The sequence below is a fragment of the Ruegeria sp. D4 genome, assembly GCF_056534475.1.
The window spans coordinates 12,954-38,701 of record NZ_JBQFPJ010000020.1 but is presented as its reverse complement, the minus strand read 5'-3'; the positions used below and the strand labels follow the sequence as shown (position 1 = coordinate 38,701).

27 protein-coding genes are annotated in these 25,748 nt (G+C 55.9%); 9 read left to right on the top strand and 18 right to left on the bottom strand.

Translation table 11 applies throughout. The features are described from left to right. The first annotated feature begins 1 nt into the window (after position 1). Both ACR0MI_RS20150 and ACR0MI_RS20145 read left to right on the top strand, forming a co-directional pair. On the top strand, positions 2 to 589 hold the full coding sequence (locus ACR0MI_RS20150; RefSeq protein WP_170613900.1) for a helix-turn-helix transcriptional regulator: 588 nt from the start codon (positions 2 to 4) through the stop codon (positions 587 to 589). Positions 590 to 601: 12 nt separating this feature from the next. Then, positions 602 to 1,978, top strand: coding sequence for an MATE family efflux transporter (locus ACR0MI_RS20145; RefSeq protein ID WP_170613899.1), 1,377 nt, complete (start codon positions 602 to 604; stop codon positions 1,976 to 1,978). 48 nt (positions 1,979 to 2,026) lie between these two features. On the opposite strand, the gene ACR0MI_RS20140 is transcribed toward ACR0MI_RS20145, so the two are convergent. Next, entirely contained in the window at positions 2,027 to 2,221 is a 195-nt protein-coding gene (locus tag ACR0MI_RS20140) for a hypothetical protein (protein WP_170613898.1), read from the bottom strand. Positions 2,222 to 2,460: 239 nt separating this feature from the next. Here ACR0MI_RS20140 and ACR0MI_RS20135 point away from each other — a divergent pair, with 239 nt between their 5' ends. Further along, the gene (locus ACR0MI_RS20135; RefSeq protein WP_480442023.1) at positions 2,461 to 2,910 is read left to right on the top strand and encodes a MaoC family dehydratase; all 450 of its coding nucleotides are present in this window, start codon (positions 2,461 to 2,463) and stop codon (positions 2,908 to 2,910) included. Positions 2,911 to 3,283: 373 nt separating this feature from the next. Here the strand turns inward: ACR0MI_RS20135 and ACR0MI_RS20130 are convergent, their stop codons facing one another. Further along, a complete protein-coding gene (locus tag ACR0MI_RS20130) occupies positions 3,284 to 4,378 on the bottom strand; it encodes an Ntn hydrolase family protein (protein ID WP_170613897.1) in 1,095 nt (364 codons plus the stop codon). A 198-nt stretch (positions 4,379 to 4,576) separates the two neighbouring features. Between ACR0MI_RS20130 and ACR0MI_RS20125 the strand changes: the two genes are divergently transcribed. Then, on the top strand, positions 4,577 to 4,915 hold the full coding sequence (locus ACR0MI_RS20125) for a helix-turn-helix domain-containing protein (protein WP_170613896.1): 339 nt from the start codon (positions 4,577 to 4,579) through the stop codon (positions 4,913 to 4,915). A 285-nt stretch (positions 4,916 to 5,200) separates the two neighbouring features. On the opposite strand, the gene ACR0MI_RS20120 is transcribed toward ACR0MI_RS20125, so the two are convergent. From ACR0MI_RS20120 to ACR0MI_RS20070, 11 genes are all read right to left on the bottom strand, one after another. Continuing rightward, on the bottom strand, positions 5,201 to 6,709 hold the full coding sequence (locus ACR0MI_RS20120) for an aldehyde dehydrogenase (NADP(+)) (protein ID WP_170613895.1): 1,509 nt from the start codon (positions 6,707 to 6,709) through the stop codon (positions 5,201 to 5,203). A gap of 3 nt (positions 6,710 to 6,712) precedes the next feature. After that, positions 6,713 to 7,708 (bottom strand): 4-hydroxythreonine-4-phosphate dehydrogenase PdxA, encoded by a 996-nt coding sequence (locus ACR0MI_RS20115; RefSeq protein WP_170613894.1) that lies wholly within the window; start codon positions 7,706 to 7,708, stop codon positions 6,713 to 6,715. Positions 7,709 to 7,711: 3 nt separating this feature from the next. Further along, on the bottom strand, positions 7,712 to 8,422 hold the full coding sequence (locus tag ACR0MI_RS20110) for a GntR family transcriptional regulator (RefSeq protein WP_170613893.1): 711 nt from the start codon (positions 8,420 to 8,422) through the stop codon (positions 7,712 to 7,714). A gap of 1 nt (position 8,423) precedes the next feature. After that, positions 8,424 to 9,338, bottom strand: a complete 915-nt coding sequence (locus tag ACR0MI_RS20105; RefSeq protein ID WP_170816925.1) for a dihydrodipicolinate synthase family protein — start codon at positions 9,336 to 9,338, stop codon at positions 8,424 to 8,426. Then, positions 9,335 to 10,510 carry an L-rhamnonate dehydratase gene (locus ACR0MI_RS20100; protein ID WP_170613891.1) on the bottom strand — a complete coding sequence of 392 codons (1,176 nt, stop codon included), beginning with the start codon at positions 10,508 to 10,510 and terminating at the stop codon, positions 9,335 to 9,337. The genes ACR0MI_RS20105 and ACR0MI_RS20100 overlap by 4 nt, the downstream gene beginning before the upstream one ends. Before the next feature lie 2 nt (positions 10,511 to 10,512). After that, positions 10,513 to 12,012: a tripartite tricarboxylate transporter permease gene (locus ACR0MI_RS20095; protein WP_170619767.1), complete on the bottom strand. Its 1,500-nt coding sequence runs from the start codon at positions 12,010 to 12,012 to the stop codon at positions 10,513 to 10,515. A gap of 5 nt (positions 12,013 to 12,017) precedes the next feature. Next, positions 12,018 to 12,503 carry a tripartite tricarboxylate transporter TctB family protein gene (locus ACR0MI_RS20090; protein WP_170613889.1) on the bottom strand — a complete coding sequence of 162 codons (486 nt, stop codon included), beginning with the start codon at positions 12,501 to 12,503 and terminating at the stop codon, positions 12,018 to 12,020. Positions 12,504 to 12,571: 68 nt separating this feature from the next. Then, complete coding sequence (locus tag ACR0MI_RS20085; RefSeq protein WP_170613888.1) at positions 12,572 to 13,522, bottom strand: tripartite tricarboxylate transporter substrate binding protein; 951 nt, start codon at positions 13,520 to 13,522, stop codon at positions 12,572 to 12,574. A 500-nt stretch (positions 13,523 to 14,022) separates the two neighbouring features. Further along, the gene (locus tag ACR0MI_RS20080) at positions 14,023 to 15,546 is read right to left on the bottom strand and encodes a tripartite tricarboxylate transporter permease (protein ID WP_170613887.1); all 1,524 of its coding nucleotides are present in this window, start codon (positions 15,544 to 15,546) and stop codon (positions 14,023 to 14,025) included. Position 15,547: 1 nt separating this feature from the next. Then, complete coding sequence (locus tag ACR0MI_RS20075; protein ID WP_170613886.1) at positions 15,548 to 16,039, bottom strand: tripartite tricarboxylate transporter TctB family protein; 492 nt, start codon at positions 16,037 to 16,039, stop codon at positions 15,548 to 15,550. 76 nt (positions 16,040 to 16,115) lie between these two features. Next, a complete protein-coding gene (locus ACR0MI_RS20070; RefSeq protein WP_170816924.1) occupies positions 16,116 to 17,099 on the bottom strand; it encodes a tripartite tricarboxylate transporter substrate-binding protein in 984 nt (327 codons plus the stop codon). Positions 17,100 to 17,207: 108 nt separating this feature from the next. Between ACR0MI_RS20070 and ACR0MI_RS20065 the strand changes: the two genes are divergently transcribed. Genes ACR0MI_RS20065 through ACR0MI_RS20055 form a run of 3 tightly spaced genes read left to right on the top strand, consistent with a single transcriptional unit; the run spans position 17,208 to position 20,204 of the window. Next, complete coding sequence (locus ACR0MI_RS20065; RefSeq protein WP_170613884.1) at positions 17,208 to 17,876, top strand: response regulator transcription factor; 669 nt, start codon at positions 17,208 to 17,210, stop codon at positions 17,874 to 17,876. Continuing rightward, positions 17,869 to 19,218, top strand: a complete 1,350-nt coding sequence (locus ACR0MI_RS20060; protein WP_170816923.1) for a sensor histidine kinase — start codon at positions 17,869 to 17,871, stop codon at positions 19,216 to 19,218. The genes ACR0MI_RS20065 and ACR0MI_RS20060 overlap by 8 nt, the downstream gene beginning before the upstream one ends. After that, entirely contained in the window at positions 19,197 to 20,204 is a 1,008-nt protein-coding gene (locus ACR0MI_RS20055; protein WP_170613883.1) for an ABC transporter substrate-binding protein, read from the top strand. Before ACR0MI_RS20060 ends, ACR0MI_RS20055 begins: the two co-directional genes overlap by 22 nt. A gap of 145 nt (positions 20,205 to 20,349) precedes the next feature. On the opposite strand, the gene sigZ is transcribed toward ACR0MI_RS20055, so the two are convergent. Further along, complete coding sequence (gene sigZ, locus ACR0MI_RS20050; protein WP_480442013.1) at positions 20,350 to 21,036, bottom strand: RNA polymerase sigma factor SigZ; 687 nt, start codon at positions 21,034 to 21,036, stop codon at positions 20,350 to 20,352. A 2-nt stretch (positions 21,037 to 21,038) separates the two neighbouring features. Between sigZ and ACR0MI_RS20045 the strand changes: the two genes are divergently transcribed. After that, the gene (locus ACR0MI_RS20045) at positions 21,039 to 21,749 is read left to right on the top strand and encodes a glutathione S-transferase family protein (RefSeq protein ID WP_170613882.1); all 711 of its coding nucleotides are present in this window, start codon (positions 21,039 to 21,041) and stop codon (positions 21,747 to 21,749) included. Between the two features lie 87 nt (positions 21,750 to 21,836). Then, the gene (locus ACR0MI_RS20040; RefSeq protein ID WP_170613881.1) at positions 21,837 to 22,880 is read left to right on the top strand and encodes a PLP-dependent cysteine synthase family protein; all 1,044 of its coding nucleotides are present in this window, start codon (positions 21,837 to 21,839) and stop codon (positions 22,878 to 22,880) included. A 165-nt stretch (positions 22,881 to 23,045) separates the two neighbouring features. Here ACR0MI_RS20040 and ACR0MI_RS20035 read toward each other — a convergent pair whose 3' ends face one another. From ACR0MI_RS20035 to ACR0MI_RS20020, 4 genes are all read right to left on the bottom strand, one after another. Next, positions 23,046 to 24,062 (bottom strand): GlxA family transcriptional regulator, encoded by a 1,017-nt coding sequence (locus tag ACR0MI_RS20035; RefSeq protein WP_170613880.1) that lies wholly within the window; start codon positions 24,060 to 24,062, stop codon positions 23,046 to 23,048. Positions 24,063 to 24,205: 143 nt separating this feature from the next. Further along, the gene (locus ACR0MI_RS20030) at positions 24,206 to 24,379 is read right to left on the bottom strand and encodes a hypothetical protein (RefSeq protein ID WP_480442011.1); all 174 of its coding nucleotides are present in this window, start codon (positions 24,377 to 24,379) and stop codon (positions 24,206 to 24,208) included. Positions 24,380 to 24,402: 23 nt separating this feature from the next. Next, positions 24,403 to 24,654 carry a Na+/H+ antiporter NhaC family protein gene (locus ACR0MI_RS20025; RefSeq protein ID WP_480442045.1) on the bottom strand — a complete coding sequence of 84 codons (252 nt, stop codon included), beginning with the start codon at positions 24,652 to 24,654 and terminating at the stop codon, positions 24,403 to 24,405. 174 nt (positions 24,655 to 24,828) lie between these two features. Further along, a complete protein-coding gene (locus ACR0MI_RS20020) occupies positions 24,829 to 24,957 on the bottom strand; it encodes a hypothetical protein (RefSeq protein ID WP_480492280.1) in 129 nt (42 codons plus the stop codon). Positions 24,958 to 25,748: the final 791 nt, after the last annotated feature.

Here is a 25,748-nt window from a genome sequence, read left to right as displayed (position 1 = left end):
CATGCAGGATGACACTCCGGGAAGACAGATTGACCGCGCGATCGGTGCATCGCTGAAGGAGCTGCGCCAAAGCCGGAAACAATCGGCCCGTCGTCTGGCCGAGCAATCGGGCATTTCAGCGGCGATGGTCAGCCGCATTGAAAACGGGCTTGTGTCACCTTCGATCGATACATTGGCCGCATTGGCCGAGGCACTTGAAGTGCCTATCGTCTCGCTGTTTCGCGAAGCGCGGACAGATCACACCGACTATACCCTGGTTCGCCACGGACAGGGGCTGAAGTCTACCCGTCTTGCCGGCGGGCATTCCCATGAATACGTCAATCTGGCCCTGCATTCCCGCAAGGACCTGCGATTTCAGGCGCGGCGGGTCACTCTTCTGCGCGATGAAGGGCGCCCGCCGACTTATGTCGGCCACGGTGTCGTCTTTGTTCAGGCGCTGGAGGGTCAGGCTGTCTATCGTTACGGCGAGGCGCGCTTCACCCTGTCAGCCGGGGACAGCATCAGCGTCGACGCCGAACTGAACCATGGGTTCGAAGAGGTTTTGACGCCAGAGTTCGTTTTTCTGACCGTTCAGGCCGAGCGCCCGTAAAGAAATGCTGAAATGGCCATTCCTGCCGATCTTGATCTGACGCGAGGGCCGATCTCGGTGCATTTTCGCACCTTGGCCATTCCCGGCGCCATCGGGATGCTGTTCAACACGCTCTACAATGTTGTCGACATGTTCTTCGCAGGGCTCTTGTCCACAAGTGCTCAGGCCGGGCTCGCACTTGGGTTTCAGGCGTTTTTTGTTGCGATCTCAATAGGCGTTGGGCTTGGCGCTGCAATGAGTGCACTCGTCGGCAACGCACTGGGCGCGGGTGATCATCGAAAGGCACGCAGACTGGCCGCACAAGGCATGAGCTATGGCTTCCTAGCCGCGTGCGTCCTTGCGCTGGCTGGTCTGTGGTATGGTCCTGCACTGATCCGTTTGGTGTCCGAGCCCGGGGATTACCGCGATGCAGGTCTGCGGTATTTCTTTTGGTTGCTCCTTGCTCTTCCAGGTTTTCTGCTGGCCTTTGGCTGTAACGGTATCCTTCAGGCACATGGCGATGCCGTTTCCATGCAGCGGGCGCTGATTGTCGCATTTTTCGCCAATATCGGACTGAATCCATTGCTGATCTACGGGGTTCCGGGCCTGGTTCCCGGCATCGGGTTTGATGGTTTGGCAGTTTCAACCGTGATCAGTCAGACAGGGGTCATGCTCTTCCTGATACGTCAGGTGCTCAGACGGCGCAGGATGCAACGGATGCGGGCGCGGAATTTTGTTCCGCGCCTGGAAAAATTCACTGAAATCTCGGTACAGGTGTTGCCCACAGCCACGTCGTTCATGGTGATGTTGCTGTCCGGGTTCGTGATGCAGTTTGCGCTTAAGATTTTTGGCGAACACGCAATCGCAGGGTACGGCGTGGCCATTCGTCTGGAGCAAATCCTGCTGTTGCCCGTGTTGGGCGTCACCGGCGCCCTTCTGCCCATAGCCTCCCAGAATTTCGGAGCCCGCGACGGTGCGAGAGTGCGCGAAGCCTTGTTCTATTGCTGGAAGGTTGGGTTCATCATGACCGCCATCGCCGCACCCGTCCTGTGGATTTTCGGCGGTCCGGTTCTGGGCCTGTTTACCGACGATCCCGAAGTGATCCGCGTGGGACTAAGCTACCTACGCGTCGACAGCCTGATCCTGCCGTTCTACATGATGCTGTTTTCGATCAACTCGCTTTTGCAGGCACTGAAAAGGCCGATCTGGACCGTCTGGATCAGCCTGTATCGGCAGGGTTTTGGGGTTGCTTTCTTCGTCTGGATATTTGTCGGCCTGCTGAGTTTCAACGAAATCGGCGTGTGGATCGGAACGGCCGCAGCGGTCATAACCGGGTGGATGATTGCCGTTCTCATTGCAACACACGTGGCACGTCGCGAGCTTGGTGGACTCTGGAAGCCGGTGATCTAATCAGAGGCCGGTACGTATGCTGCCAGTGATGAAGATTTGGCTTTCCCACTAGCTCGTTCTCGGGGCCACTGAATCCGTCCGGCGGACCTGAGGGACGATGTCGCTCAGCGTCAAGTGTTCCAATTTCGGCGTAATGGCCAGAATGGCGCTGCCATGTTCCAGCATGTCCGGGATTGAGCTTGCATGTACAAGACCGCCGGCCTGACGAATGATCAGGGATCCCCGCCAGAGCGTCCCGGTCATTCAGGTGCGCCACGTAGTAGGTGCAACGACATCCATCGATCACATCGTCCAAGAGGTTCTGACTTATTGCAGCAGTCCATCGGTCTCGCGACGAAAAGTGATTATTGAAGGCGGCATTCACCTTTACTGAGGTCAGTTTCAGGTTCAAACATGTATACGTCGCGTTTGCCACTTACGTCTGATCGGCAGGCGTTGGGTTGTCGTTGACGGACAACTGCGCGTTTTTCTATGCTCTTGGAATGATCAGCGGCAAGTTTTTTGACGATCTGTCAGTCGGAGACACCTTCGAGACTGGTGGGATTACGCTCACCGAAGGCGCAATAATTGATTTTGCACTTACGCACGATCCGCAGCCCTTCCACGTGAATAAAGTGGCGGCGAAGGAGTCGATTTTCGGCGGGATCATTGCCAGCGGCTTTCAAACCATAGCGCTCACCTTCCGGCTGTTTCGTGATACCGGCGTACTTACTGGCACCAACCTGGGCGGCCATGGCATGGACGAGGTACGATGGCTCGCTCCGGTGTTCCCGGGAGACACACTTCGTGCTCGTGTTACGGTTGAGGTGCTCACACCGTCGCGCTCGAAGCCGGACCGGGGAACGGTACGGTTCCGCTATCTGACGTTTAACCAGGATGATATCGAGGTGCTCAATTTGGTTATGGATCACGTAATGGCACGGCGGCAATAAGTCGGTTGAATTTCATATTTTGGTAGTTGGGTTCTGAGTTTTTTCGGCGCCGACACCGGATCGCGGTCCTGGCCGGCCTCCGCACTTTAAAATCTGCTCGGAGCACTCTATCGCCAACGGAGAGGTTCCAGCATCCTTTCAACAGGTTGCCGAAGGCTATTGCAATCGCCCCTTTCTTACCGTTCGTCGGATTGTCGCATTGCTGCGTGGCGACCTGTCAGACCGTACTTCGGTTCAAAGGCAATATCCTGTCGCCGCCAGAGATTGGCAGTGCGCAACAAAGTTGACGGGGATATTGGCAGCGGGGCATTTCAATATAAGAAAAGCCCCCGTCGGGTAACGGGGGCTGTTTTTGAGTTTCATAGGAGTTGCATCAGGAGCCTGCTTCGGGTTTCGGGCACGGGCGGAACTCGATCATCCGCCCACCTTCGTTGGCTTGATCCATGGCATCCGCACAGACCTGACCACCGTTAAGATCGTGGGCGATTTTGGCATCTGTGATCGAGTACGAAATTTCCGCAGCGGTCGCGAAATCCCGCACTGTGATGACGTCGTCTCCCAGGATCGTTCTGCTGGTCTGTCTGGTGGTATAAGTCGCTCCGATGGTTGGGTCGATCACCTGCTGCGGGACACTGGCACCGCTGTCATACATGTTCTGTACCGTTCCCAAAGCTTCCGGCTTGGACATACCACCCAGAGAAATGTTCTGGTTAAGCCAGGTCAGACGCAGGTGTCGGCTTGCCGAGGAAATGTCCGCCGGAACGTTCTCTGCAGTCTTTCCATCTTCCGCATTGAACGCTGCAATGTTCTCGCGGTGGTACTGCAACAATGGCGCGTTCGCTTTTACCCCAAGGTCCGAACCTTCAACATTGCCGGAGTAAACCAGAACCTCACCGCCCTCGTTCACTTGGAACAGAACGACATCACCATTTGCGTCCACGGCCGAAACATGCACTCCGTGCTGACCCGCATGACCCAAATCTGCTGACCAGGCGAACTGGAACTCACCCGAGTTATACGCCTCGGCGATTTCGGGGGCGGTGTCGTACATTGCGACCAGATAACCCGGCGCGTCGGCCAAGTTCACGGCCGGGGCGCCATTGTCCTTGTAATCACCAATGTAGTCTGCACTGGGGGACATATAGAGCGTATCCGCAACCATTCCCTTGTCGTTGAAGGCCTGTGCCTGAACACCGTGGAAAGACTCGTTCTCTACCCAAGCTACAGTGAAGTTCTTCGCCGGTTCGTCTGATTGGCGCGAGTATCCATCGGCTTCGTAAGATGTGACGTCATCGCCAACGCCGAAAGTCACAAGATCCATTCCGGTTTTTGTGCCCCAATCTACTGAGCGAACATAGGCGACACCGTGGTCTGATTGCTTGGCAAGCCGCGAGCAGGCGTCCGCTGATGACGCCAATGCGGTCGAGGCCATGAGGGTTGCCATCATTACTTTTGAAAAGAGGGTCATTGTCGTTCCTCCGTCTATCTAGTGTGATTAATCATCTCTGTGAGGCCAATATAGACGTTCAATCATCTATGCGCAATGATTTTGCGCGCATTTCCGGTATTCTGTTTTTGCAATGCCACCTTTGTCGGTACCGTTGACTGATGTGTAGATCGCCATTAACCCAAGGAATGACAGAACATTATTTACCGATGGAAAATCATGCAGGTTGAGAGCGACGTCGAACTCGGAAAGCGAATTGCAAAAAAAATCGCGGACCTCATCGAAGAACAAGGCACCAACCCTGGTGCTGTAGCGAAAGCGGCGGGGCTTGGCGTGACGTCGGTCAGAGACCTGCTGAGCGGCAGGGCGCGTACGCCGAACGTCGCAACTCTGGTTCGAATAGCGAATGTGCTTCACGCTGATCCGGGAGACCTCATCAGCCCCCAGCAAAGCGACCCCCAGGCAAATGCACTGTACTTTGCGTTAGACGCGGACAATCAACGTCGTATTCGTGCCATCATGCGAGCGTTGCTCAGCGATCAGGAAGCACGTCAATAATGCTATTCCGAAATGGAACAGCACACGTCAGTCATGGGCTCGGTGTCGACCTTGAACACTCGCACCAATCACTGTGGAGCGACTCGCCGAGCTAACCTTTCGTGACAAGAGCAATGTCATCGGCCGACGATGGTTTGTTTTACGCCCCGCGCCGCCGCACAGTTGCTGCAGCAAAGTCAGCGCAACCGGCGCTTCCGGATCGACACATCTGAAGGCTGATGATGAACTGTGACGAACCCGGCCGATTCCGATTTCATTTGCCTCTCCCGGAAACGTCAGACAAGGCTAGAACTGCTCTGGCAACATTGCTGCCGGTACGTTCTGGAAACAAACAGGCCTCAAAAAGCGGCGGATGGCCAGTGTGCCTACGGATGTTGCTCCAAAGTTCGTGGAAGCCGGGTATGGACCTCCGTGTACCATCGTGTCGCTGACTTCCACACCAGTCGGGAAACCATTTACAAGAATCCGGCCAGCCTTGCGTTCAAGAACTGGCAACAACGTTTGCGCAATTTCCGCGTCATCTGAATCCACGTGCAGCGTGCATGTGAGCTGCCCCTGCAGGGACATAGACACTTCCCGCATCTGGCCGATGTTTTCTGCGACTAACAGGAGCCCCAATGGCCCGAAAACCTCGTGTCCCAGTGTTTCATTGCCCAGCCAACCCTTTGCCGAGACCTGATAAAGGAAAGGGGTTGCCGTGCGCCCGTCGCACGCTGTTGCCAGCAATTCGGTAACAGACGGTTCTGCAGCAATCATCGACTGACCGCTACGGTATGCCGCCGCAATGCCGTCTGTCAGCATGGTTTGTGGGGCGGTGCTCTTCAAGCCTTCGACTGCTGCCTTGGCGATTTCTTCGGCGTGGTCCTTCAAGACGACTGCAATGCCGGGGTTGGTGCAGAACTGGCCCGCACCCATCGTAAGCGAACCTGCCCAACCGGCGCCAATCTCAGCACCCCGTGTCGCCGCGGCTGCCGGCAGGATGAACATCGGGTTGATTGAGCCTAGCTCACCAAAGAACGGAATGGGTTCAGGACGCTGCGCACAAAGATCGAACAGTGCCCGGCCACCGGTCAAAGAGCCGGTAAACCCTACCGCTCGGATCAGCGGGTGTCTCACCAGTGCCTGCCCTGCCGCCATCGTGTCACCGTGTACGAATGAGAAAGCGCCAGGATGCGTGCCCGTCTTGTCGATTGCGCCCTTGATGGCGTCTGCAACAATCTCTCCGGTCCCCGGATGCGCGGGATGGCCTTTGACCACAACAGGGCAACCGGCGGCCAGCGCCGAAGCGGTGTCGCCGCCAGCGGTTGAGAACGCAAGCGGGAAGTTAGATGCCCCGAAAACGGCAACCGGCCCGATAGGGCGCTGTACCATTTTCAGATCAGGACGCGGCAAAGGGGCTCGATCCGGCAACGCTTTGTCATGGCGGCGGTCCAGATAGTCACCTGACAGTATATGAGAGGCGAAAAGGCGCAACTGGCCTACGGTACGACCCCGCTCTCCCTGAATCCGAGCTTCGGGAAGGCCGGTTTCCTGCGTGCCAATTTGGGTAATGAGATCGCCGCGCGCGTCGATCTCATCGGCAATCGCATTCAGCAGGGCCGCGCGGTCTTCGCGGGTGGAATACCCAAAGTTCCAGAATGCCTCTTCGGCGGCTTGGACCGATGCGTCGATATGGGCGGCGGTTCCGGATGAAAACTCATGTGCGTCCCCACGCGCCGGGGAGGATGAAAATTTCACGTCTCCAGCGATCCATTCACCTGCAATCAGGTGTTTTCCGTGCGGCTTGAAAGTCATGTTTCAGTTGTCCCAATGCGTGACCATGTCACATGCGATGTCAAAAGCAGCGCGGGTTGCGCCGACATCCGCACAGCCCTGGCCTGCGATATCAAACGCCGTTCCGTGGGCCGGAGTGGACACGGGGAATGGCAGCCCACCCTGCACCGTCACACCACGGTCAAAGCCAAGCAGTTTCAGCGCTATCTGACCCTGATCGTGATACATCGTCACAACCGCGTCGATTTCCTTGGCAACCGCCTTGAGGAACACGGTGTCGGACGGCCACGGACCATCAACTGACATCTGCCCCCGCGCCAGTTTGCGGACTGCCGGTTTGAGGATGTCGATCTCCTCGGTGCCAAAATTTCCACCGTCACCGGCATGCGGATTGATCGCGGCCACTGAAATCCGAGGGCGATTCAAACCAGAACGGCGCAGTGTGTTGTGGATCAGATGCACCGCTTCGGCAACGCGTTCTTCGCTGATCATGTCGGCCACGTCACGCAGGGCGACATGACTGGTCACGCGGCTGGTCCACATGCCGTCAAGCGTGTTGAGTTCCGAGATGTAGTTCGTCACGCCCAGCTTTTCGGCCATGTAGTGAAGCTCGTCATCATGACCCAGCCCCGCCAAGTGCATCGCAGCCTTGTTGAACGGTCCAAATACGATGGCGTCAATCACACCGGAGCGCGTCAGTTCCAGAGCGGAATCCAGCGTTCGCAGAACCGATGCTCCGCCAGCTTCGGTCACTTCGGCAACCCTCACTTCGTCAGGCGCAATCGTCTCCATCTCGTGTAGGGCGAACGCAGGGGCTTGGGTCCAGTCGCCCGACACGTCAACGGGGGTCAGGTCATAAGTTTCACCGGCGACGGTCTGTCCCGTTTCAAACACATGCCTGTCGCCGATCAGCAGAATGTCCGCCGCCTCGGAAACGCCCTCCGAAGTCAGCAACCGTGCGATCAGTTCCGGCCCGATGCCGCTTGGATCACCGGGGATAATACCAATTCTGGGCTTCATCTTTCAGTCCTCGGACTTTGCTCCACTGCTTTGGGCGTGAAGGCGTTCAATATTCTCGATTGTACTATTCAGGTGATCGCGCAGCGCCCGCCGCGTCGCGGCTGCGTCACGTTTTTGTAGGGCGTCGGTGATCCGCGAGTGTTCGGACAGAGTATTGTCACGGCGATCAACCTGTTGCGACGACAAGAACCGTGCACGCCAAAGGCGGGCGTTATATTGCCGGTGCGTTTCGATAAGGGGCTCATTCCGGCTGGCTTCAACGATGGCCGCGTGAAACTGCATGTCGAGTTGAAAGAACTCCAGCGGTTCGAGCTTTCCGGAACCTTTGGACATACGAGCGCCCAAACGAACGATTTCGGCTATTTCAGCCATCGTTGCTTCGACGCAGGCGATTTCACCCGCCAACGCTTCGAGAGCGCCCAAGACCGAAATATACTGCGTCAACTCGTGCAGAGAAGGGTCGGCAACGTGCGGGCGCCGTGTGGCCGAGTACTCCACCAACCCTTCAACTTCGAGCAACCGCAAGGCTTCGCGCAAAGGCGTACGGGATACGCCGAGCGCCTCGGCCAGATCACGTTCGGGAATTGCCGTACCGGGGGCAAGCTTACCCAGCAGAATAAATTCGCGCAGGTTGTCGGCGGCTTCTTCGGCAAGTGTCTTGCGTGGCTTTACACCACCTTCTTCTTTCAGGCTATCAATCCAGCTCTCGCTCAAATCACTTCCCCCAGCTCAAAACCATAGGATCCAACGGCCGCAGCAGGTCGATCAGACGCGAGCGGATGGCGGGATGCAACGGCGGAATTGGGTGGCGGCAAAATTCTGATTTGATTACGCCGCCTTCGACCATCGCGGCCTTGCACGATTGCCAGCCGCATTGACGGTTTTCGTGATTAATTGCCATGGCTACTCGACCATATGCGGCTGTCGCTTCGTCGATGCGTCCGGCATGGTGGTGGGTCAGCACCGGTTTGATCTGATCCACGATCATGCCCGAGGTCATCGAACCTGTTGCACCGGCATCCAAATCCGCCAGAAGGGTGATGGCCTCTTCGCCATCAAAAGGCGCTTCGATTGCGTCGCCACCCTGTTCTATCAGCGAACGGATTTTGTTGGCGGCACGGGGGCATTCGATCTTGAACAGCTTCACTTCCTCAATCTCTTGTGCCATTCGCACCAGCAGTGGCACAGGCAGATCCACGCCGGAAAGTGGTGCATCCTGCACCATGATCGGAATGCCGACCTCGCCAACAGATGCGAACTGCTCGAAGCTCTGTTCGGGTGTGCCTTTCAGAAGTGCACCATGATATGGCGGCATCATCATTACGATGTCAGCCCCCAAATCCTTGGCGAATTGCGCGCGCTCAACGGCTATCTGCGTGGCATAGTGGCTGATCGTTACGATGACCGGAACCCGTCCCGCGATATGTTCGACCGAAAGCCGCGCCAGTACTTCGCGTTCGGCATCCGAAATCAGAAACTGCTCCGAAAAGTTGGCCAGAACGCAGATTCCATCCGCCCCTTGATCAATCAGGCAGTCGAGCACCCGTTTCATACCTTCGAGATCAAGCGTCCCGTCACCATTGAACGGTGTTGGCGCAACCGGCCAGATACCTGCGTATTTCCGGTTCATTCCTTCACCTCGAAGTCATGCAGATGCTTGTCCGAGATCTCGATCCCGAGGCCGGGCTTGTTGTCGTCCAGATCCAGATAGCCATCCACGGCATCCGGGTCGCCTTCGAAGATGTAATAGAACAGCTCGTTTCCGACCTCGACGTCGAAGACCGGGAAGTATTCGCTGATCATGCAATTCGCATTGGCCATAGTCAGGTGATAATTGTGCATCTGACCTGCATGCGGGATGACCGGAACCTGGAAAGCTTCGGCGACGGCGTTGATCTTTTGCGCGGCCGTGATGCCACCCACGCGGTTCGTGTCATATTGCAGCACACTGACGGCTTTCTTTTGGATCAGATCCTTGCAGCCGATGAGCGAAAATTCATGCTCCCCGCCCGAGATGGGCACGATATTCATAGCATTCAGTTCACGGTATCCTTCCACATCGTCGGCAATCACCGGTTCTTCCAGCCAGCGCGGTTCGTACTTCGCAAGCTTGGGCAGCATCCGCTTGGTGTAATCGACGTTCCAGCCCTGATAGCATTCCAGCATCAGGTCTACATCATAGCCAATAACTTCACGCACCGCTTCCACGCGTTTGAGGTTTTCCCGCATGCCGGTCATGCCGTCCTTGGGGCCCCAGCCAAACCGCATCTTGTAGCCTTGATATTTGTTCTTCCTGGCCTCTTCCGCCTCGGCCTGCATCGCTTCGATGGGCCCCGAATAGAGCTTAGAATAGTAGACCGGAATCTTTTCCTTGGTGCGACCGCCCAGCAACTTGAACACAGGCTTGCCCGCCAGTTTGCCCATTAGGTCCCAGATGGCGATGTCGACAGCAGAAATCGCGGTCATTCCGATACCTTTGCGGCCCCAAGCATGCGAGCGGCGGTACATCTTTTCCCAAAGGTAGGCATAGTCGAATGGGTCCTCGCCGATCACCATGGGCGCGAACCATTCGTCGATGGCCTTTTTCACCACACCCGGGGCAAGCGCCGCGTTGCCGATGCCGACTGTGCCGTCTTCGGTTTCAATCTCGCAGGTCAGCCACTGGTGAAACCGGAAAGATGACATCGCATCGCCCTTTTCCCACAACAAGTCGCTGGCGTTGGTGCAGAAATTACCCTGCGGTGGAACGGTCTTGCCTTTCCAATTCCAGACACGGGTGCGGACGAATTTGATCTTGGTCATTGTTATTCTCCGGTCGACTTAAGCGGCGAGCGTTGTTTGAAAAGGCGTCCCCACAGCAGCGGGCCAAACAGAGCTAGGACCGTAAGAACAAAGAAGAAGAGCGTCAGCGGACGGGTCAGCATGAGCCACCATTTTTCGTCCAGCATCACCATCGACTGACCGAGGCGTGTTTCCAGCATACCGCCCAGGATCAGGCCGATGGCCATGGGCACCACGGAAAAACCGTAACGGCGCATGAAGAAGCCCAGTATCCCCGAGCCGATGGCGATCCAGACATCCAGCATGGATTGTTCCAGCGCATAGGCACCCACGATCGAGAAGATGAAGACACAAGGCCACAAGATCTGGATCGGGATCAGCGTGACGCGGGCAAAGATCTTGGCACCCCACAGTCCGATGAAGAAGAACAAGATGTTCACCAGCATCATCGACCAGAAGATTGCGAAGGCAAAGTCGGCCTGTTCGGTAAACATCGTCGGGCCGGGTCGCAGGCCATGCACCATCAGACCGGCGAGGATCACAGCAGCCGTCGGGCTGCCTGGAATCCCCAGCGCAAGAGTCGGAACCATCGCCCCACCCGTGGCCGAGTTGTTTGCGGCCTCGGACCCAGCGATACCTTCAAGAGAGCCGTTGCCAAACTCTTCAGGCCTCTTCGACCAGCGCTTGGCCTCGTTATAGCCGATCATCGAGGCTACCGTCGCACCTTCAGCTGGCAGAATGCCGATAAACGTGCCAATACCGGACGACCGCAAAATGGTTTTCCAAACCCGCGAATAGTCTTCGCGCGATGGCAAGCGGATGGCCTTCATGATGACGCGCTTGCGCTCTACATGCAGGTTATCGGCCTGGACCAGCATTTCTGAGATGCCGAACACACCTATCATGACGGGTACGAATGGAATACCTTCGCTCAGCTCGTTCAGGCCGAAGGTGAAACGCTCGATCGAGGTCAGCAGATCGATGCCGACAGTTGCGATCAGCACGCCAAACGCGCCGGACAGGATGTTCTTGACCGGCGATCCATCTCCAATTGTTGCCAGCATCGACAGACCGAAAACTGTCAGCGCAAAGTATTCAGGCGGTGCAAAGTTATACGCAGCCCGCGCCATCAATGGGGCAGCGGCCATCAGGCACACGACCGAGATAATTCCACCAATGGTCGAGGAGACAGCGGCCATCCCCAGCGCGCGGCCTGCCTCTCCCCTTTGCGCCAAGGGATAGCCGTCCAAGCAAGTGGTGGCACTGGCCGACGTCCCGGGCGTATTGATGAGAATTGCGGTGATCGCTCCGGCAAAAGTCGCCGCGCAATAAATTGTCGTCAGGATCGCAATGGCCGGAATGGGCTCCATCGTGATCGTAAAGGGAAGAAGCAGCGCAACACCTGTTGTCGCATTCAATCCCGGGAGAGCGCCGACCAACACCCCGCCCAGTGTCGCTGCAAATATCAACGCCAGCAGGTTGGGATCAGCAAGAGCCAAAAGGCCGTTCAGAGCAGCATCCATTGTCTTTACCCGTACCAGAGGTTGGTGAGGATCCCGCGCGGGAAGCGGACCTCGAATATGCCGTTGAACAGGAAGAACACCGCCAGCGGCGCAATGATGCCGACCAGTACAAGTGCCCAGACACGCCGCTCACCCCACAGGGCCGCGAGCGACACGGCAAACAGGCCCAGCCCCAGAAAGAGATCAATCTCGGCGATCAGCAGGAAACCGATCAGCAACCCGATTGTGGACTGCACAAGTCGCGAGAGCCTGGCAGGTGCCTCATCACGGTCCTTAAAAAGCAACCAGACTGACAGTAGAACGATCAGGCCGATAACCAACTGAGGGAAATCAGAGGGCTGCATGCCGCGTTTCAGGATCGGCGGGACGCGCTCGAATTGCGTCGAAAGCCAGAAGGCCCAGGCGCAAAACACCAAGATCCCCAGCGGGACAGCAAACTGCGCGAAGCCACCCTTTGGACCATGTCCGGTATTGTCATTGGACTTTTGCATTCTTTGTACCCGTCCGCTGGAAAAGTTAGCGCGGCAAGCACCTGACCGGCCGCGCTAAATGGTTCAGATTACTCGATAAAGCCCAATTCTTTCAGAGCGGATTCCATATCGGTGACCATAGTGGTGATCTGGTTGCCCCACTCATCGGAACCCACGACCGAAGTGCTGTCCAACCCGACGGATTCCAGGAAGCCTTGGTATACGCCATGGTTCATGGACTTCAGCAGGGAATCCTCAATCTTGACAGCAACATCATCGGGCGTGTCGGCGTGAACAACAAAGCCGCGAACGGTCGAGAAACTGACATCAATGCCCATCTCCTTGGCGGTTTTCACATCTGGCAGACCTGCCATACGCTCGTTGGCCAAAACAACGATGGGGCAAACGTCGCCTGCATCGATCTGAGATCCGGCTTCGGCCAGGTTCAGAACAGCCGCGTCAACCGCACCTGCAACCAGTTGGGTCGCCAGTTCACCACCGCCTTCGAAGGGAACAATTTTCGGGGTCTGCATGCCGCCTTTCTTGGTGAACATGAACGCCGATACGTCGTCAATGTTGCCCAGGTGGGTGGTGCCATAACTGATTGGTGCTTCTTTCTGAGCTGCAACAAAGGCTTCGGCATCCTCATATGCACCGCAACGTACCATCAGGATCTGCGGGTCATCGGTACCGCGGGCGATCGGGCGGATATCGTCCAGAGACATCTTGGTCTTGCCTTTTGCAACTGTCGCCGCGTGACCGATGGTGAAGGTCAGGATCGTGTAACCATCCGCCGGGACGGTCAGGTAGTGGTCCATGGCGACTGCACCGCCGCCACCTTTCTTGTTTACGACAACCATGTCGGTGCCCAATTCGCGACGGGCACGCAGCATCATCATCCGAGTGGTGACGTCCGTACCACCACCGTTTCCGGCATGGGTCACGACCTCGATGGTTTTGGATGGGTACTCATCAGCGGCGGCGATGGTCCCGGTCAGGGTCATGGCTGCAACCGAAACGGTGGCAAGAAACTTCATCATTTATCGATCCTCCTAAGTTCTCGAACCGGGCCTCCTCAGATCCGATTCGCAATCTCGCCCGGATTTCGTATCAGGTATTTGGAATTTGGTATACCAAATTTTTTTCTTGGGGATGCGTGCCTGAAAACGCAGGTACAGGAAACAGCAAAGTTGCTTCGCTCATGTATTCAGATGAGCGGTCGACCCGTTCTCAAGGCTGGCTTTGAACAGCGCAGCAATTCCAAAGGCTTTTGCAAGAATTGAGCGAAAGTCTATGTATAAGTGAGGCCAGCAACGCGCGCGCAGCAAACTTCTGCCATCAGCGCTTTCCAAATGTTTGAAGCGTGAAAATGAATGGCCGCTTCGGACACGCGGACGCTTGCCAGCAGCCCCTCAGGGACTGACATATGGACTTTGCGACCTTTTCACCGAACCCCAGGAACATCAGCTTTCGCTGTTTGGCAACTGAAAGCACAACGGTCTGTTCATCCAGTCTCTTGAACCTTCATCGACAAAAACAATCAGTCACCATCGGCGACGCCTTCTGCCCGTGCAAGCGCTCGGCGCTGGCGATAGCTGGGAAGGACGACCAATACGACGGCCAGCACCAGCAGTCCCAAAGTCATTGGACGTTCCCAGATAAAGCTTACTCCGTCATACAGTTGCATCGCGCGCGAGAAGTTGTTCTCCAGCAGCGGGCCAAGGATGAACCCGATCAGCAGGGGTGCAAGCGGGTAGTCGGCAAACCTCAGCAACGTGGCGCAAACACCAAAACCGACCAGAATAAGCAGTTCGGTCGCGTTGTTCTGCCCGATATAGGCACCCATGAGGGTGAAGAACAGAATGAACGGTATAAGGAAGTTGCGCGGTACGGCCAGAATCTTGGCGATGTAGGGAATAAGCGGAAGGTTCAGGATCAACAGAACCAGATTGCCCAGATACATTGAGATAATGACCGCCCAAAAGATCTGCGGTTCGTCAACCATGAGGCGCGGACCGGGCGACACGTTCAGGGCAATCAACGCACCGAGAAGGATCGCCGTCGTACCAGACCCGGGAATGCCGAGCGTCAGGAGCGGAACAAACGACCCCGTACACGCGGCGTTGTTGGCACTTTCGGGTGCGGCGATCCCCTTGACGGAACCTTTGCCAAATTGCTCCTGCTCTTCTTTGGACGCGATATTGCGCTCGACGGCGTAACCCAGGAAAGAGGCGATCGTCGCCCCGGCTCCGGGTAGTACTCCGATGAAGAACCCCTGAAGGGATTGACGTCCGATGACCGGGGTAATCCTGCGCGCCTCGTCGCGTGTGATCCTAAGGTCCTTGATCTCGCCGGCCTTTTCGCCATCACCCGTCTTGGATCGGTTCGGATCAAGCACCAGATAGATCGCCTCGGGCAACGCGAACATCGCCATGGCCAGAGTTATGAAGCCAAAGCCCGACTGCAAATCCATGATGCCCATCGTGAAACGCGGCGAATTGAACAAGACGCCCTCTCCGACAGTGGCCATGATCAGGCCGAGAAACGTCATCAACAGCGCCTTGCTGACCTGCCCGGTTCCGGCAAAAGCCGCGATGGCCGAAAGCCCCACAACCATCAGGGCGAAGTATTCGGATGAGTGGAACAGAAGCGCGACTGAAGCCAGCGCAGGGGCGAAGATCATCAACAGGACCGCGCCAATCGTACCGCCCGCAAAGCTTGAAATTGCGGCGACCGTTAACGCTTTGCCAGCTTTGCCCTGGCGCGTCATGGGGTAGCCGTCAAAGCTCGTGGCCACGGTTGAGGCAACCCCGGGCGCATTGATCAGTATCGATGAGGTCGAGCCCCCGAATACCGCGCCATAATAGACACCGGCCAGCAGGATCAGTGCCGCCGAGGGATCACCGATGGTGATTGCGACCGGGATCATGATTGCGATGATCGACATCGGGCCCAGGCCCGGCAACATGCCGATGAATGTTCCGATCAGGCAACCGCCGACAACCATTAGAATGTTGGTGAATGTAAAAGCCGTTGAAAGGCCCGTCATTAATCCTTCGAGCATCTCAAACTCCGTTCAGAAGTGATGGCATCGGGCTGAGGAAAATGCCCAGGACCACATCAACCAGATACCAGATACTGCCGGCCGCGATGGCCGCTACCACAGCCATCAGGACATAGCGGCGTTCCCCCAAAATGAAGTTACCGCAAGTAAGAAACAGGAACGTGGCCGCCAGGAACCCAAGCGGGCGGAGCAAAAAAGCATATGCAACCATGAGGCCTAATAGAGACAGCGCTTGCCCAACCTTGTACTCGCCCAATCGGGACAGGTTGATATCCGCGGCTTCCTCTTTCGCCGGGGCTTTCTCGAAGCCGAGCAGAATAGCCAGTGACAGCAATATTCCACCTGCGGCAAGAACCTTGGGAAATGTCGACGGCCAGAGCGGCCGCTGTTTCATGATCGGCGGCAGCAGATCGTCCATTGTGAAATAAGCCGCGTAGCCATAGGCAAGACATAGCATCAGGATGACAAGCGCTATCCAGCGATCAATCACCATCGACCTCTCCCTCTTTTATCGGTACCACGCCCGGGCAGTCCCGGGCGCATTTGTGTTTGGAAGCGAATTAGCGTGATCAGAGGAAGCCAAGCTGCCGCATCAGATCGCCGATAACCTTCTCTTGATTTTCCAGGAAGGTTTGGAAATCGTCGCCGGGGTTGTGAATGTTCACCCAACCGTTGCGCGAACGAACTTCTTCCCATTCGGGCGTGTCGTACATTTTGGCGATGGCCTCCTGATAGGCCGCCAACTGGTCGGCGGGCAGACCCGGTGCCGCGAAGAACCCACGCCAGTTGACAAAGGTTGTGTCGTTGCCTTGCTCGACCATGGTCGGTGCATCCGGGTACGCATCCACGCGATCCGAGGACGTCACTCCGATGATACGGACCTCTCCGGCCTTGGCCAGTTCCACGGCTTCGGAAAAGCCGGTTGAAACCGCCTGTACTTCGCCAGACAGCAAACCCGCCATCGTCGCACCGCCGCCGTCATATGGGACATACTTCATCGCGACCGGGTCGGCGCCCGCCGCCTGGAACACCATCGCGGCAACCAGATGATCCATCCCGCCCGGGACCGAACCACCACCTACGGCAACGCCCGCGGGATCGGCGTTGAACGCCTCAATCAAGCCATTGACGTCTTGAATGTCGCTGTCCGCAGGAACAACCAGCGCCGCGTAGTCACCGATAGTTCCGGCAACCAGTGTCAGATCGCGGAAGCTTTGCGGGAAGACACCAGTCAATGAACGGATCACGATAGGCGTTGAGTTCACCATCAGCGTGCCGTGATTGCTGGCCGCGTTTTCGATCAGATAACCGATGGCTTTGCCACCACCGCCACCTGACATGTTCTCGTAGCTGGCAGTTCCAACAAGACCCGACTTGGTCAGCGCTTCACCAGTTCCGCGCGCCGTGCCATCCCAGCCGCCGCCGGCACCGCCAGGGATCAGAAAGTGGATGCTGTCCACGACCTGGTGACCATCAGCAGCCGCCGAGCCGACAAGACCAAACGCCGCAACAGCCGCAAGAAGGGCCCGACGGCCCAGTTCGAAATTCGACATAATGTCCTCCCAATTGACAACCGTCCGCACTACGGATCAGTTGATGTTGGAGAATGCACACCAACCTGACACAGACCTGTCACGCAGAAAAAATCGTTCCAGAGCGCAATGAAGTTCCTTCTTGTCGAAGACAATCTTGACCTTGCCAATGCCATCGCATCACGCATGCGAATAGATGGTCATGTCATTGATCATGCAGAGAAACTTGAAGACGCCTCGGCCTTTGTTGCGACCGGGGAATACGATCTTATCCTGCTCGATATCATGTTGCCGGATGGCGATGGCCGCACGTTCCTTGAGAAGCATCGCGCCAGTGATTTGGACACTCCGGTGATCGTCCTGACCGCCCGAAGCCAGGTGTCGGATCGAATCGGTTCGCTTGATCTGGGTGCTGATGATTATGTCACCAAACCCTTTGATCACGCCGAACTGGAGGCCCGTATCCGCGCCGTCCTGCGTCGCAGGTCCGGCAATGCAAGAACCAAGATCGAGATCGGTGGCGTCGTTTTCGACCCGGTCGCAGGCCACCTGACTGTCGGGGGTGAGGCCGTTACAATGCGCAATCGCGAACTGCGCCTTCTTGAACTGTTTCTCAACGCACCCGGCCAGATCTTTTCCAAGAACAAGCTGTCCGATCGGTTGTTTTCCTACGATGAGGACGTTTCGGAAAACGCGATCGAGGTTTACATTGGACGCCTTCGCAAACATTTGTCAGCCTCGAAGTTGAGGATCACGACATTGCGTGGCCTTGGCTACCGATTGGACCAAGATGGATAGCGTTGCGGTATCAGGATCGCTCAGAAATCGGTTGGTACTGATCCTGATCGGAGGCGCCGCGGTTCTCGCACTGGTCTTGTTCTTCGCCGTCCGAAACTTTGCGGTGCAGGTGGCGCAACAGGGTCAGGACAACATCCTTGACGCTTCGGTCACGTCGATGCTGGACGCCGCCACAATTCGGGATGGCACGGTTGAGCTTGACCTGCCCTACTCGGCGTTTTCGATGCTAAGCACCCCGGCCGACGACCGCGTGTTTTATGCAATCCTGCGGGACGGCCAATTCCTGTCGGGCTACGAGGACCTGACATTTGCCGATGATCAGACATTTCAATCCGACAATATTCGCGGTTCAGACGTCCGGAAAATCAGCGCAAGCCGCACCTTGATCGGGGCGAACCGACGAACAGAAATCCAGATTGTCCTTGCGCAAACGCAAGACGCTCTTTCCGAAACACTCGACCAGATTTCACGAAATGCTGCCCTTCTCGGTATCGGCTTTTTTGCGCTAGCTGCTGGACTTTCATTTTGGGCGACGTCGACCACAATTGGCCAGCTTGGCAAGCTGACGACATCCGTCGCGCGACGGGGGCCGCAGGACCTGAGCCCGTTCGCCAAACCAGTGCCACGGGAAATGGCGCCACTGGTCAAGTCGCTCAACTCGCTGATGGGACGGCTGGACCAGTCCCTAAGCCAGTCCGAGGACTTCATCGCAGAGGCTGCGCACCGAGTCCGCACGCCACTTGCAACCGTCCGTTCCTACGCGGAAGCCACGTTGCAGCGTGTTGAAAAAGAGGAAAATCGCGAAGCCATGCGGTCGATGGTGAAGGCCATCGACGAAAGTTCTCGTGCGGCAGGTCAGCTTCTGGATCATGCGATGATCACATTCCGGGCCGATCATCTGGAACGGCACGAGATCGACCTTGTCGAACTTGTGCGCGATCTGGTTTTGCGCCTGACGCCCATCGTGGAAATGAAAGATCTTTCTCTTTCTTTGGCAGGGGACGCGCACGTTCGTTATGCCGGGGACGCGATTTTGATCCAAAGCGCTGTGCGAAACTTAATTGACAATGCGATGAAATACGGACCTGTCGAAAGTGAGATCGAGATCACGGTTTGGAGCAAACCGACCCCCCGGATCACGGTGTGCGACCACGGGCCCGGTTTTCCATCTCATGAAATCGAAACTCTGACCACGCGTTTTCAGCGTGGAGCAAATGCCTCGAATACCATCGGCTCAGGACTAGGACTGACGATCGCGCGGGATGTCGCATCGGTCCATGGCGGCCAGCTAATTCTGAAAAACCGACCGGAGGGTGGCGCGTGCGTAACCTTATCGCTCTAGGTTTGATCTGGCTGTGCCAAGTCGGATGGGCGCAGGACTGGGAAGATCGGCAGATCTTCAACGAAACCCAGGCGACCACGTCCCTGCGTGTAATCTCAAGCACAGACACGGACTTGTTCGCGCCACTGATCGAAGCCTTCGTCGCCAGCAATCCGGACGTGGCCATCGAATACCTGGTCACCGGAACAGCCGATATCGACCGGCGTTTTCGTGAGGAGCCCGGGGCTTTCGATATTGCCATTTCCAGCGCCATGGATTTGCAGTTGAAACTCACAAACGATGGCTACGCCCTAGCTCTGGAGGACCTTTCACATCCGGCCTGGGCGCAATGGCGGCAAAGCCTATTTGCCTTCACCTCTGAACCAGCGGCCATTGTCATCAACCGCGCCGCCTTCAAAGGGCTCCCAATCCCGCAATCCCGGCAGGAGCTGATCGAGACGCTGCGTGCGCACCCAGACGTATTCAGAGGCCGGATTGGAACCTACGACGTCCGCCAGTCCGGTTTGGGCTATCTTTTTGCGACGCAGGACGCGCGGGCGTCCGAAACGTTCTGGAGGTTGATGGAAGTGATGGGCTGGCTTGATGCCCGGCTTTATTGTTGTTCGGGCGAGATGATCGACGACCTTACCAACGGAAAAATTGCGGTCGCCTACAATGTGCTTGGCAGCTACGCCGAAGCGCGTGCCGAAAGCCAGGACATCCTTGAAATTGTGCTGCCCTCTGACTACCCGACAACAATGATGCGGACAGCGTTGGTTTCAAGGGCATCCGGTGAACCGGCAACAGCCCGGCGGTTCATCGAGTTTGTTCTGAAGTATCAATCCAACCCCACGGACGGAGCGCATACTCTGCCGCCGCTTCAGGAAAGAAAGAACGGCACGGAACACGCAACCATTGCGCTTGAACCAGCCTTGATGACATTTCTGGATACCCTGAAGCGAAACAAGTTTCTTTCAGAATGGGAAAATGCGCTGATACATAAATAAGATCGCTTGGCGGTGGTCAGTTTTTCCTGTGTCCGAACATTGGTCGATCTTAAGGGTCTGATCTATTTGGGCTCCTGCCAGACTTCGAAATATGCGCAGCATTTCGTGCACTTATTCCTCTTCAAGGACGCTTCGCGGTGATGGTTCAACACGGGCCACAGTTTCCCACTTTGCGTTCATAGCCAACAATGTTGCCCTTTTGATCCAGAGAGAAATCACAGCAATTCTCGAAAAGTTTGCGCAGTTGACGACGGGTGGCCTGCACCTGGGACTTCAATGTTGAGTAGCAAACACCGAGTTCGGCCGCTTGATCTTTTTGCGATACGCCCTGCAAGTCTATCCTGCGCAGCAGCTCGCCCATTTCAGGCGGCAGAGCATCTATGAATGGTGCAACACAATTCTCCAGCACATGCTGGTCATTTTCATCCAGATCGCCGTACCAAAGGTCATCCGGATGAACAGTCCTTTGCCGACCTCTGCTTCGATAAAAGTCCGTGATCGTGTTGCTCGCAATCTGAAACAGCCACGCTTTCAGGCTTTTGACCTCATTTGGACCGCTCATGCCCTGGTGCGCTTTCAGCAGGATCACTTGAAGCAAATCCTCTGCATCTGCCTCGTTCGATACTTTTGAGCGAAGGAAGGCAAACAGGCTGGCCCGGTATTCCGACCAAACACGTTCGATATCTGGTTTCGCTTGCGCCATTCGCGGCCACCCCATCACTGCCAAAACATATCCCTCAAGATCAACTTGTTGGAAGGTTTTTTCCCAATAGATTCGTCTTTTTGCATCGCTGGTCGTCTTACAGGTCGGATCAACCAGAAAGGACTTCACCCATGATCAAGATCGTCAGTTTCAAGATCTGCCCGTTCGTTCAGCGCGTCACCGCGATGCTCGTAGCGAAGCAGGTTCCCTATGATATTGAGTACATTGACCTGAAAAACAAGCCCGCGTGGTTTCTCGATATCTCACCCACCGGCCAGGTTCCTGTATTGATCACCGAAAACGGCCAGTCATTGTTCGAGTCCGATGCAATCGTCGAGTACATCGACGAGATCACGCCACCACTCCAGGAGAACTTGACGCCCGAGCAGCGCGCGACCAATCGGGCCTGGAGCTATCAGGCAACCAAACATTATCTGGTTCAATGCAGCACGATGCAAAGCGCCAACAAAGAGGTTTTGGACGAACGCATGGCGAAACTCAGAAAATCCTTCGAAAAGGCCGAGCGCCAGTTGGGTCAAAGACAGTATTTCTCGGGCGACACGATTGGGAACGTGGATATCGCCTGGCTCCCTCTGCTGCATCGCGCGGCAATTGTTGAGGAGCACAGCGGTTACGACATGCTCTCGGATTTCCCGAAAGTAAAGGCCTGGCAGCAAGCGCTTTTGACTAGCGGAGTTCCTTCGAAATCTGTGCCTGAAGACTTTCACCAGAGGTTTTCTGACTTCTATCTGGCCGAACGGACATGGCTGGGACGTGGGGCCAATCCGAACGAAGTCCCTTGCGAACCAACACAAACCAAATCGGGTGCGTGCTGCGGATAACATGACGCGTCGGATCCTGCCCATTTGCCATCTGCAAATGGGCAGACGCATAATTGGACAGGATAAAACTGCGGACATGAGGGTGAAATGAACAGTTGGGTCGCGGACGCTATCGCAAAGATCAATGCAGATGCACACAGGTCGGCGGATACACACCTGTTCAAACTGCCGGTTCCGCATCTGGAAGGCGTGGATATCTACCTGAAGGACGAAAGCACACATCCGACGGGCAGTCTCAAACATCGGCTGGCCCGATCCCTGTTCCTCTACGCCTTGTGCAACGGCAAAATCAAAGAAGGCACAACGATCGTCGAGGCGTCATCCGGCAGCACGGCGGTGTCCGAGGCCTACTTCGCGCGTATGATCGGCGTTCCCTTCATCGCTGTAATCCCGAGAAGCACCGCGCATAGCAAGATCAGAATGATCGAGTTTTTTGGGGGCCAAACGCATTTCGTAGACTCTGCACCGGAAATGCACGGCGCATCGGTTGAACTTGCCAACTCCATTGGCGGCTACTTCATGGATCAGTTCACTTATGCAGAACGGGCCACCGATTGGCGCGGCAACAACAACATAGCGGAAAGCATCTACCGTCAGATGGAATGTGAACCTCATCCAGTGCCTGCGATGCTGGTGATGAGCGCGGGCACCGGCGGGACGTCGGCCACGCTTGGTCGTTTCATTCGCTATAAAGGGTATGATACCGCCCTGACCGTCGTCGATCCGGAGAACTCTGTGTTCTACGACAGCTACCTGACGGGAGACCGAAGCCTGACGTCTGAAACCTCCAGCCGGATCGAGGGCATTGGTCGACCCAAAGTCGAGCGCTCATTTCAATCAGATATCATCGACCGCATGATCAAAGTGCCGGACGCAGCAAGTGTCGCCACGATGCTCTGGCTGGAAAAGCGGATCGGACGACGCGCCGGCGCGTCGACGGGAACCAACCTTTGGGGTGCGTTGCAGATTGCAAACGAGATGATGGACGCCGGCCGGAACGGCTCGATCGTCACCCTGCTGTGCGACAGCGGAGATCGGTATCTGGATACGTATTACGATCCAGATTGGGTCAAAGCACATATCGGGGATGTCCAGCCCTTCGCCCAGGAGCTGGCCGGTGAACCAAGCTGAGGCCGGGGCTGTTCAACAATGCCTCACTGATCGACTTTAAACACTGTAAACCAAGGCTATGCGTCCGTTGTTTCAATGCGCGGACCCAAAGCGGACCCTGGCTGGCCGTACCGAATCTGTGTCAAAATCCAGAAGCCAAGAATTCAAACCCCGGCCAGACGCCAATCATGCACGCCTGTGCGACCACCCCCTTCTGAATGACGTTGGCGCCTCGCCGTAGCGTTTTTTGAACCGCACCGTAAGCTGTGTCGCGCTGCCAAAACCTGTCGCGGCCGCGATTTCGGCAACCGTCATCTCAGTTTCGCTGAGCAATGCGTAAGCCCGCGAAACGCGCAGTTCGATGTAAAACTGAACAGGTGAAGTTTCGACATATTTTTGGAAAAGACGCTCAAGCTGGCGACGAGATATCTGCACGGCTTCGGCTATTTCAGAGACATCCAACGGATCTTCCAGGTTTGCCTGCATGATCTGCATGGCGTTGATCAGGTGCTGGTTGCGACTGCCCAATGCCACCGAGAAGGCTGATTTCTGAAGCGTTTTACTATTGTTGGACCGAAAGTGGATGCACATGTCTGACACGATGACCGCCAGTTCGTTTCCAAAATCGGATTCGATCATGTCCAGCATCATGTCGGTAGCGGCATTGCCACCACCACATGTCATAAGCTCATCGTCGATCTCGTACAGGTTTGCCGACGGTTCCAAATCATTAAAATGTTCGACAAATGCAGGATGGTTCTCCCAATGCAATGTGAACCGTCTGCCTGTGAGAACTCCGGCCTTTGCAAGGGCAAAAGCTCCTGTGCAAATACCACCCAAATTACACCCAAAGGTTCTCTGACGCCTGATCCACGACAGGACTTTCGGGTTCGTACTTTCCGCCGGTTCAATTCCTGAACAAACAAGCAGTCGCGAGGATCTCGGTAAATTGTGCAACGCAGAGTCCGGCGTAATCTCTATCCCGTTCGAACAAGAAACCGGTCTTCCGTCCTCCGTGATCAGAAACCACCTATACAGTTCCTTGTTTGTAACCTGATTGGCGATCCTCAGGGGTTCCACCGCAGCGCTAAAGGCCAGCATGGTCAGCTTTGGCAGCAGCAGGAAATAGATTTCTCTGGCCGACCCATCATACTCTATACGATAGCTGGCGGCGCCCTTTGGGACAAAGTTTCTTGGGTTCATTTTCGCTGCTCCCAGCTTGGATCAGGACGGATGGAAGGCACCAATACGCATTGAGTTTTGGTGCAGGACGGTCAGGTGCTCATCTGCGCAACAGGTTCACCGCTTTCCTCCCAGGACCGTATCCCATCGTTGCTCGCTCTGGGTCAGAAGAGCCCGTCATGGCGTAAATGATACCAATGACTGGCGACGGCCAGCAAGCAAGCAAATGCGAGCGGAATATACAGCAGGTTTACTAAATTGCTGTCTGCGATACCCAAGCCAAGCGCCGCGCTAACGAACGCACCGCCCGCATTCAAAGGGATCAGCGGAGAAACCAATGTCCACCTTCCTCAAGGCCACGTTACAAGTTCAACGGGGAACAGCCCATGGCGCGACAGACCGGCGCATACATTCGCCCCGGCAGTGCGATTGACAAATATGGATCACCCGTAACGGTATTGGTGGCAACGGATCTCAGGACCGCCGAGGTCGGAACACCGGCGAAGGTCTTTTCCTTTGAAAGGACCACTTTGATGATGGCTTTAAGGCAACTCACGCGTTCAAGCGCTCTGCCGAAACCCAGGGCCAACAGCACCAATGAGATTGTCCACATCATCGACTGAATGCCGCTGCGGTTCAAAAGGAGGTCAATCTCAGGAAACCCGGCATTGATAAAATAGCCGTTCTTGCCGAAAGTGAACGCTTCAAGCAGTCCGGCCGCCTGAAAAAAATGGCCATGGAGCCGCCCGCAACAGTCCAGCAAACAGCGACGAGATTGGAGGTTGTTTCATGACGGCCAGTATAATGACCAGAACAGCCGGAACGCATCATCCAGCGCGGTCGTGATTGCGTGAATAAGCTCTAACGAAACCTGAGACGTATCGATCAGAATGAAGCCGACGACAAAATAGATCACGAGCGCGAGCGCTATATGGTCCTACCGGAATATTGGACTTCGTTGGGGCACTTGCGCAGGCATGATGCATTCCTACGCTAATGAAAAGACAGTCATGACAAAACTGTGGGATATGTCCGAAGAAGCGACAGGGTTCATTTGAGCGCTTTGAGCTTCACTGCCGAAATACAGATCTTCAAGCAACGTCCTAATCTGCCAATTTCCGCACGACCCAGCGCCGCATTAGCGTTTCCAACACGCGGAGGTTGGCCCACCCTTGGTTTCGAATACTAATTTGGCACCAATCGCAAACCGTCCAAGACAACTCAACCAATATTCAAAGACAGATAAACTGCGGAAACAGGTGTAAGTGGTTTTATCCCGGTCTTGGCTAGGATTGCACTCAACGAACTGGAAATCTGTTCCGGGAGGCTCAGTTCCGCCACCATTGTGAGGCTCCATAGGTCTGCCAATATAGCCAACATATCGAAACTGATATGGTTGCCGGTAAGAGACTGAATAGCCAGGGGAAGTGCCGTTCTTGAGACCGGAAAGAGTGGTATATGGAGCGTTGTTTCGCTAGACGCTGCCGAGGGGCCGTATTCATTCCAAAGCGGGCCTCGTGGCTCAGGAAACGAACGGCAAGTTTGTCCGCAGAGTCGTCATTAATGCACTGCACCGAGAATGACCCTTTTGCGGACGAACCAGACAGTCGGGCCGCAAGCTTCAACGTCGAAAAACCAACCGATTGTGGTTTTTCATCCTAACCGTATCCGCTGCGTTGAAGCTTCCTCAAAGCAGACATTGATTGA

Bases quoted from the DNA above. Each gene is read 5' to 3' on its own strand.
- ACR0MI_RS20095 (WP_170619767.1), bottom strand. From the start codon at position 12,012: ATGGATGCTGCTCTGAACGGCCTTTTGGCTCTTGCTGATCCCAACCTG.
- ACR0MI_RS20115 (WP_170613894.1), bottom strand. From the start codon at position 7,708: ATGAAGCCCAGAATTGGTATTATCCCCGGTGATCCAAGCGGCATCGGG.
- ACR0MI_RS20100 (WP_170613891.1), bottom strand. From the start codon at position 10,510: ATGACCAAGATCAAATTCGTCCGCACCCGTGTCTGGAATTGGAAAGGC.
- ACR0MI_RS20080 (WP_170613887.1), bottom strand. From the start codon at position 15,546: ATGCTCGAAGGATTAATGACGGGCCTTTCAACGGCTTTTACATTCACC.
- ACR0MI_RS20065 (WP_170613884.1), top strand. From the start codon at position 17,208: ATGAAGTTCCTTCTTGTCGAAGACAATCTTGACCTTGCCAATGCCATC.
- ACR0MI_RS20070 (WP_170816924.1), bottom strand. From the start codon at position 17,099: ATGTCGAATTTCGAACTGGGCCGTCGGGCCCTTCTTGCGGCTGTTGCG.
- ACR0MI_RS20120 (WP_170613895.1), bottom strand. From the start codon at position 6,709: ATGACTTTCAAGCCGCACGGAAAACACCTGATTGCAGGTGAATGGATC.
- ACR0MI_RS20135 (WP_480442023.1), top strand. From the start codon at position 2,461: ATGATCAGCGGCAAGTTTTTTGACGATCTGTCAGTCGGAGACACCTTC.
- ACR0MI_RS20105 (WP_170816925.1), bottom strand. From the start codon at position 9,338: ATGAACCGGAAATACGCAGGTATCTGGCCGGTTGCGCCAACACCGTTC.
- ACR0MI_RS20140 (WP_170613898.1), bottom strand. From the start codon at position 2,221: ATGACCGGGACGCTCTGGCGGGGATCCCTGATCATTCGTCAGGCCGGC.
- ACR0MI_RS20145 (WP_170613899.1), top strand. From the start codon at position 602: ATGGCCATTCCTGCCGATCTTGATCTGACGCGAGGGCCGATCTCGGTG.
- ACR0MI_RS20040 (WP_170613881.1), top strand. From the start codon at position 21,837: ATGAACAGTTGGGTCGCGGACGCTATCGCAAAGATCAATGCAGATGCA.
- ACR0MI_RS20045 (WP_170613882.1), top strand. From the start codon at position 21,039: ATGATCAAGATCGTCAGTTTCAAGATCTGCCCGTTCGTTCAGCGCGTC.
- ACR0MI_RS20075 (WP_170613886.1), bottom strand. From the start codon at position 16,039: ATGGTGATTGATCGCTGGATAGCGCTTGTCATCCTGATGCTATGTCTT.
- ACR0MI_RS20035 (WP_170613880.1), bottom strand. From the start codon at position 24,062: ATGAACCCAAGAAACTTTGTCCCAAAGGGCGCCGCCAGCTATCGTATA.
- ACR0MI_RS20090 (WP_170613889.1), bottom strand. From the start codon at position 12,503: ATGCAAAAGTCCAATGACAATACCGGACATGGTCCAAAGGGTGGCTTC.
- ACR0MI_RS20060 (WP_170816923.1), top strand. From the start codon at position 17,869: ATGGATAGCGTTGCGGTATCAGGATCGCTCAGAAATCGGTTGGTACTG.
- ACR0MI_RS20025 (WP_480442045.1), bottom strand. From the start codon at position 24,654: ATGTGGACAATCTCATTGGTGCTGTTGGCCCTGGGTTTCGGCAGAGCG.
- ACR0MI_RS20130 (WP_170613897.1), bottom strand. From the start codon at position 4,378: ATGACCCTCTTTTCAAAAGTAATGATGGCAACCCTCATGGCCTCGACC.
- ACR0MI_RS20085 (WP_170613888.1), bottom strand. From the start codon at position 13,522: ATGATGAAGTTTCTTGCCACCGTTTCGGTTGCAGCCATGACCCTGACC.
- ACR0MI_RS20150 (WP_170613900.1), top strand. From the start codon at position 2: ATGCAGGATGACACTCCGGGAAGACAGATTGACCGCGCGATCGGTGCA.
- ACR0MI_RS20125 (WP_170613896.1), top strand. From the start codon at position 4,577: ATGCAGGTTGAGAGCGACGTCGAACTCGGAAAGCGAATTGCAAAAAAA.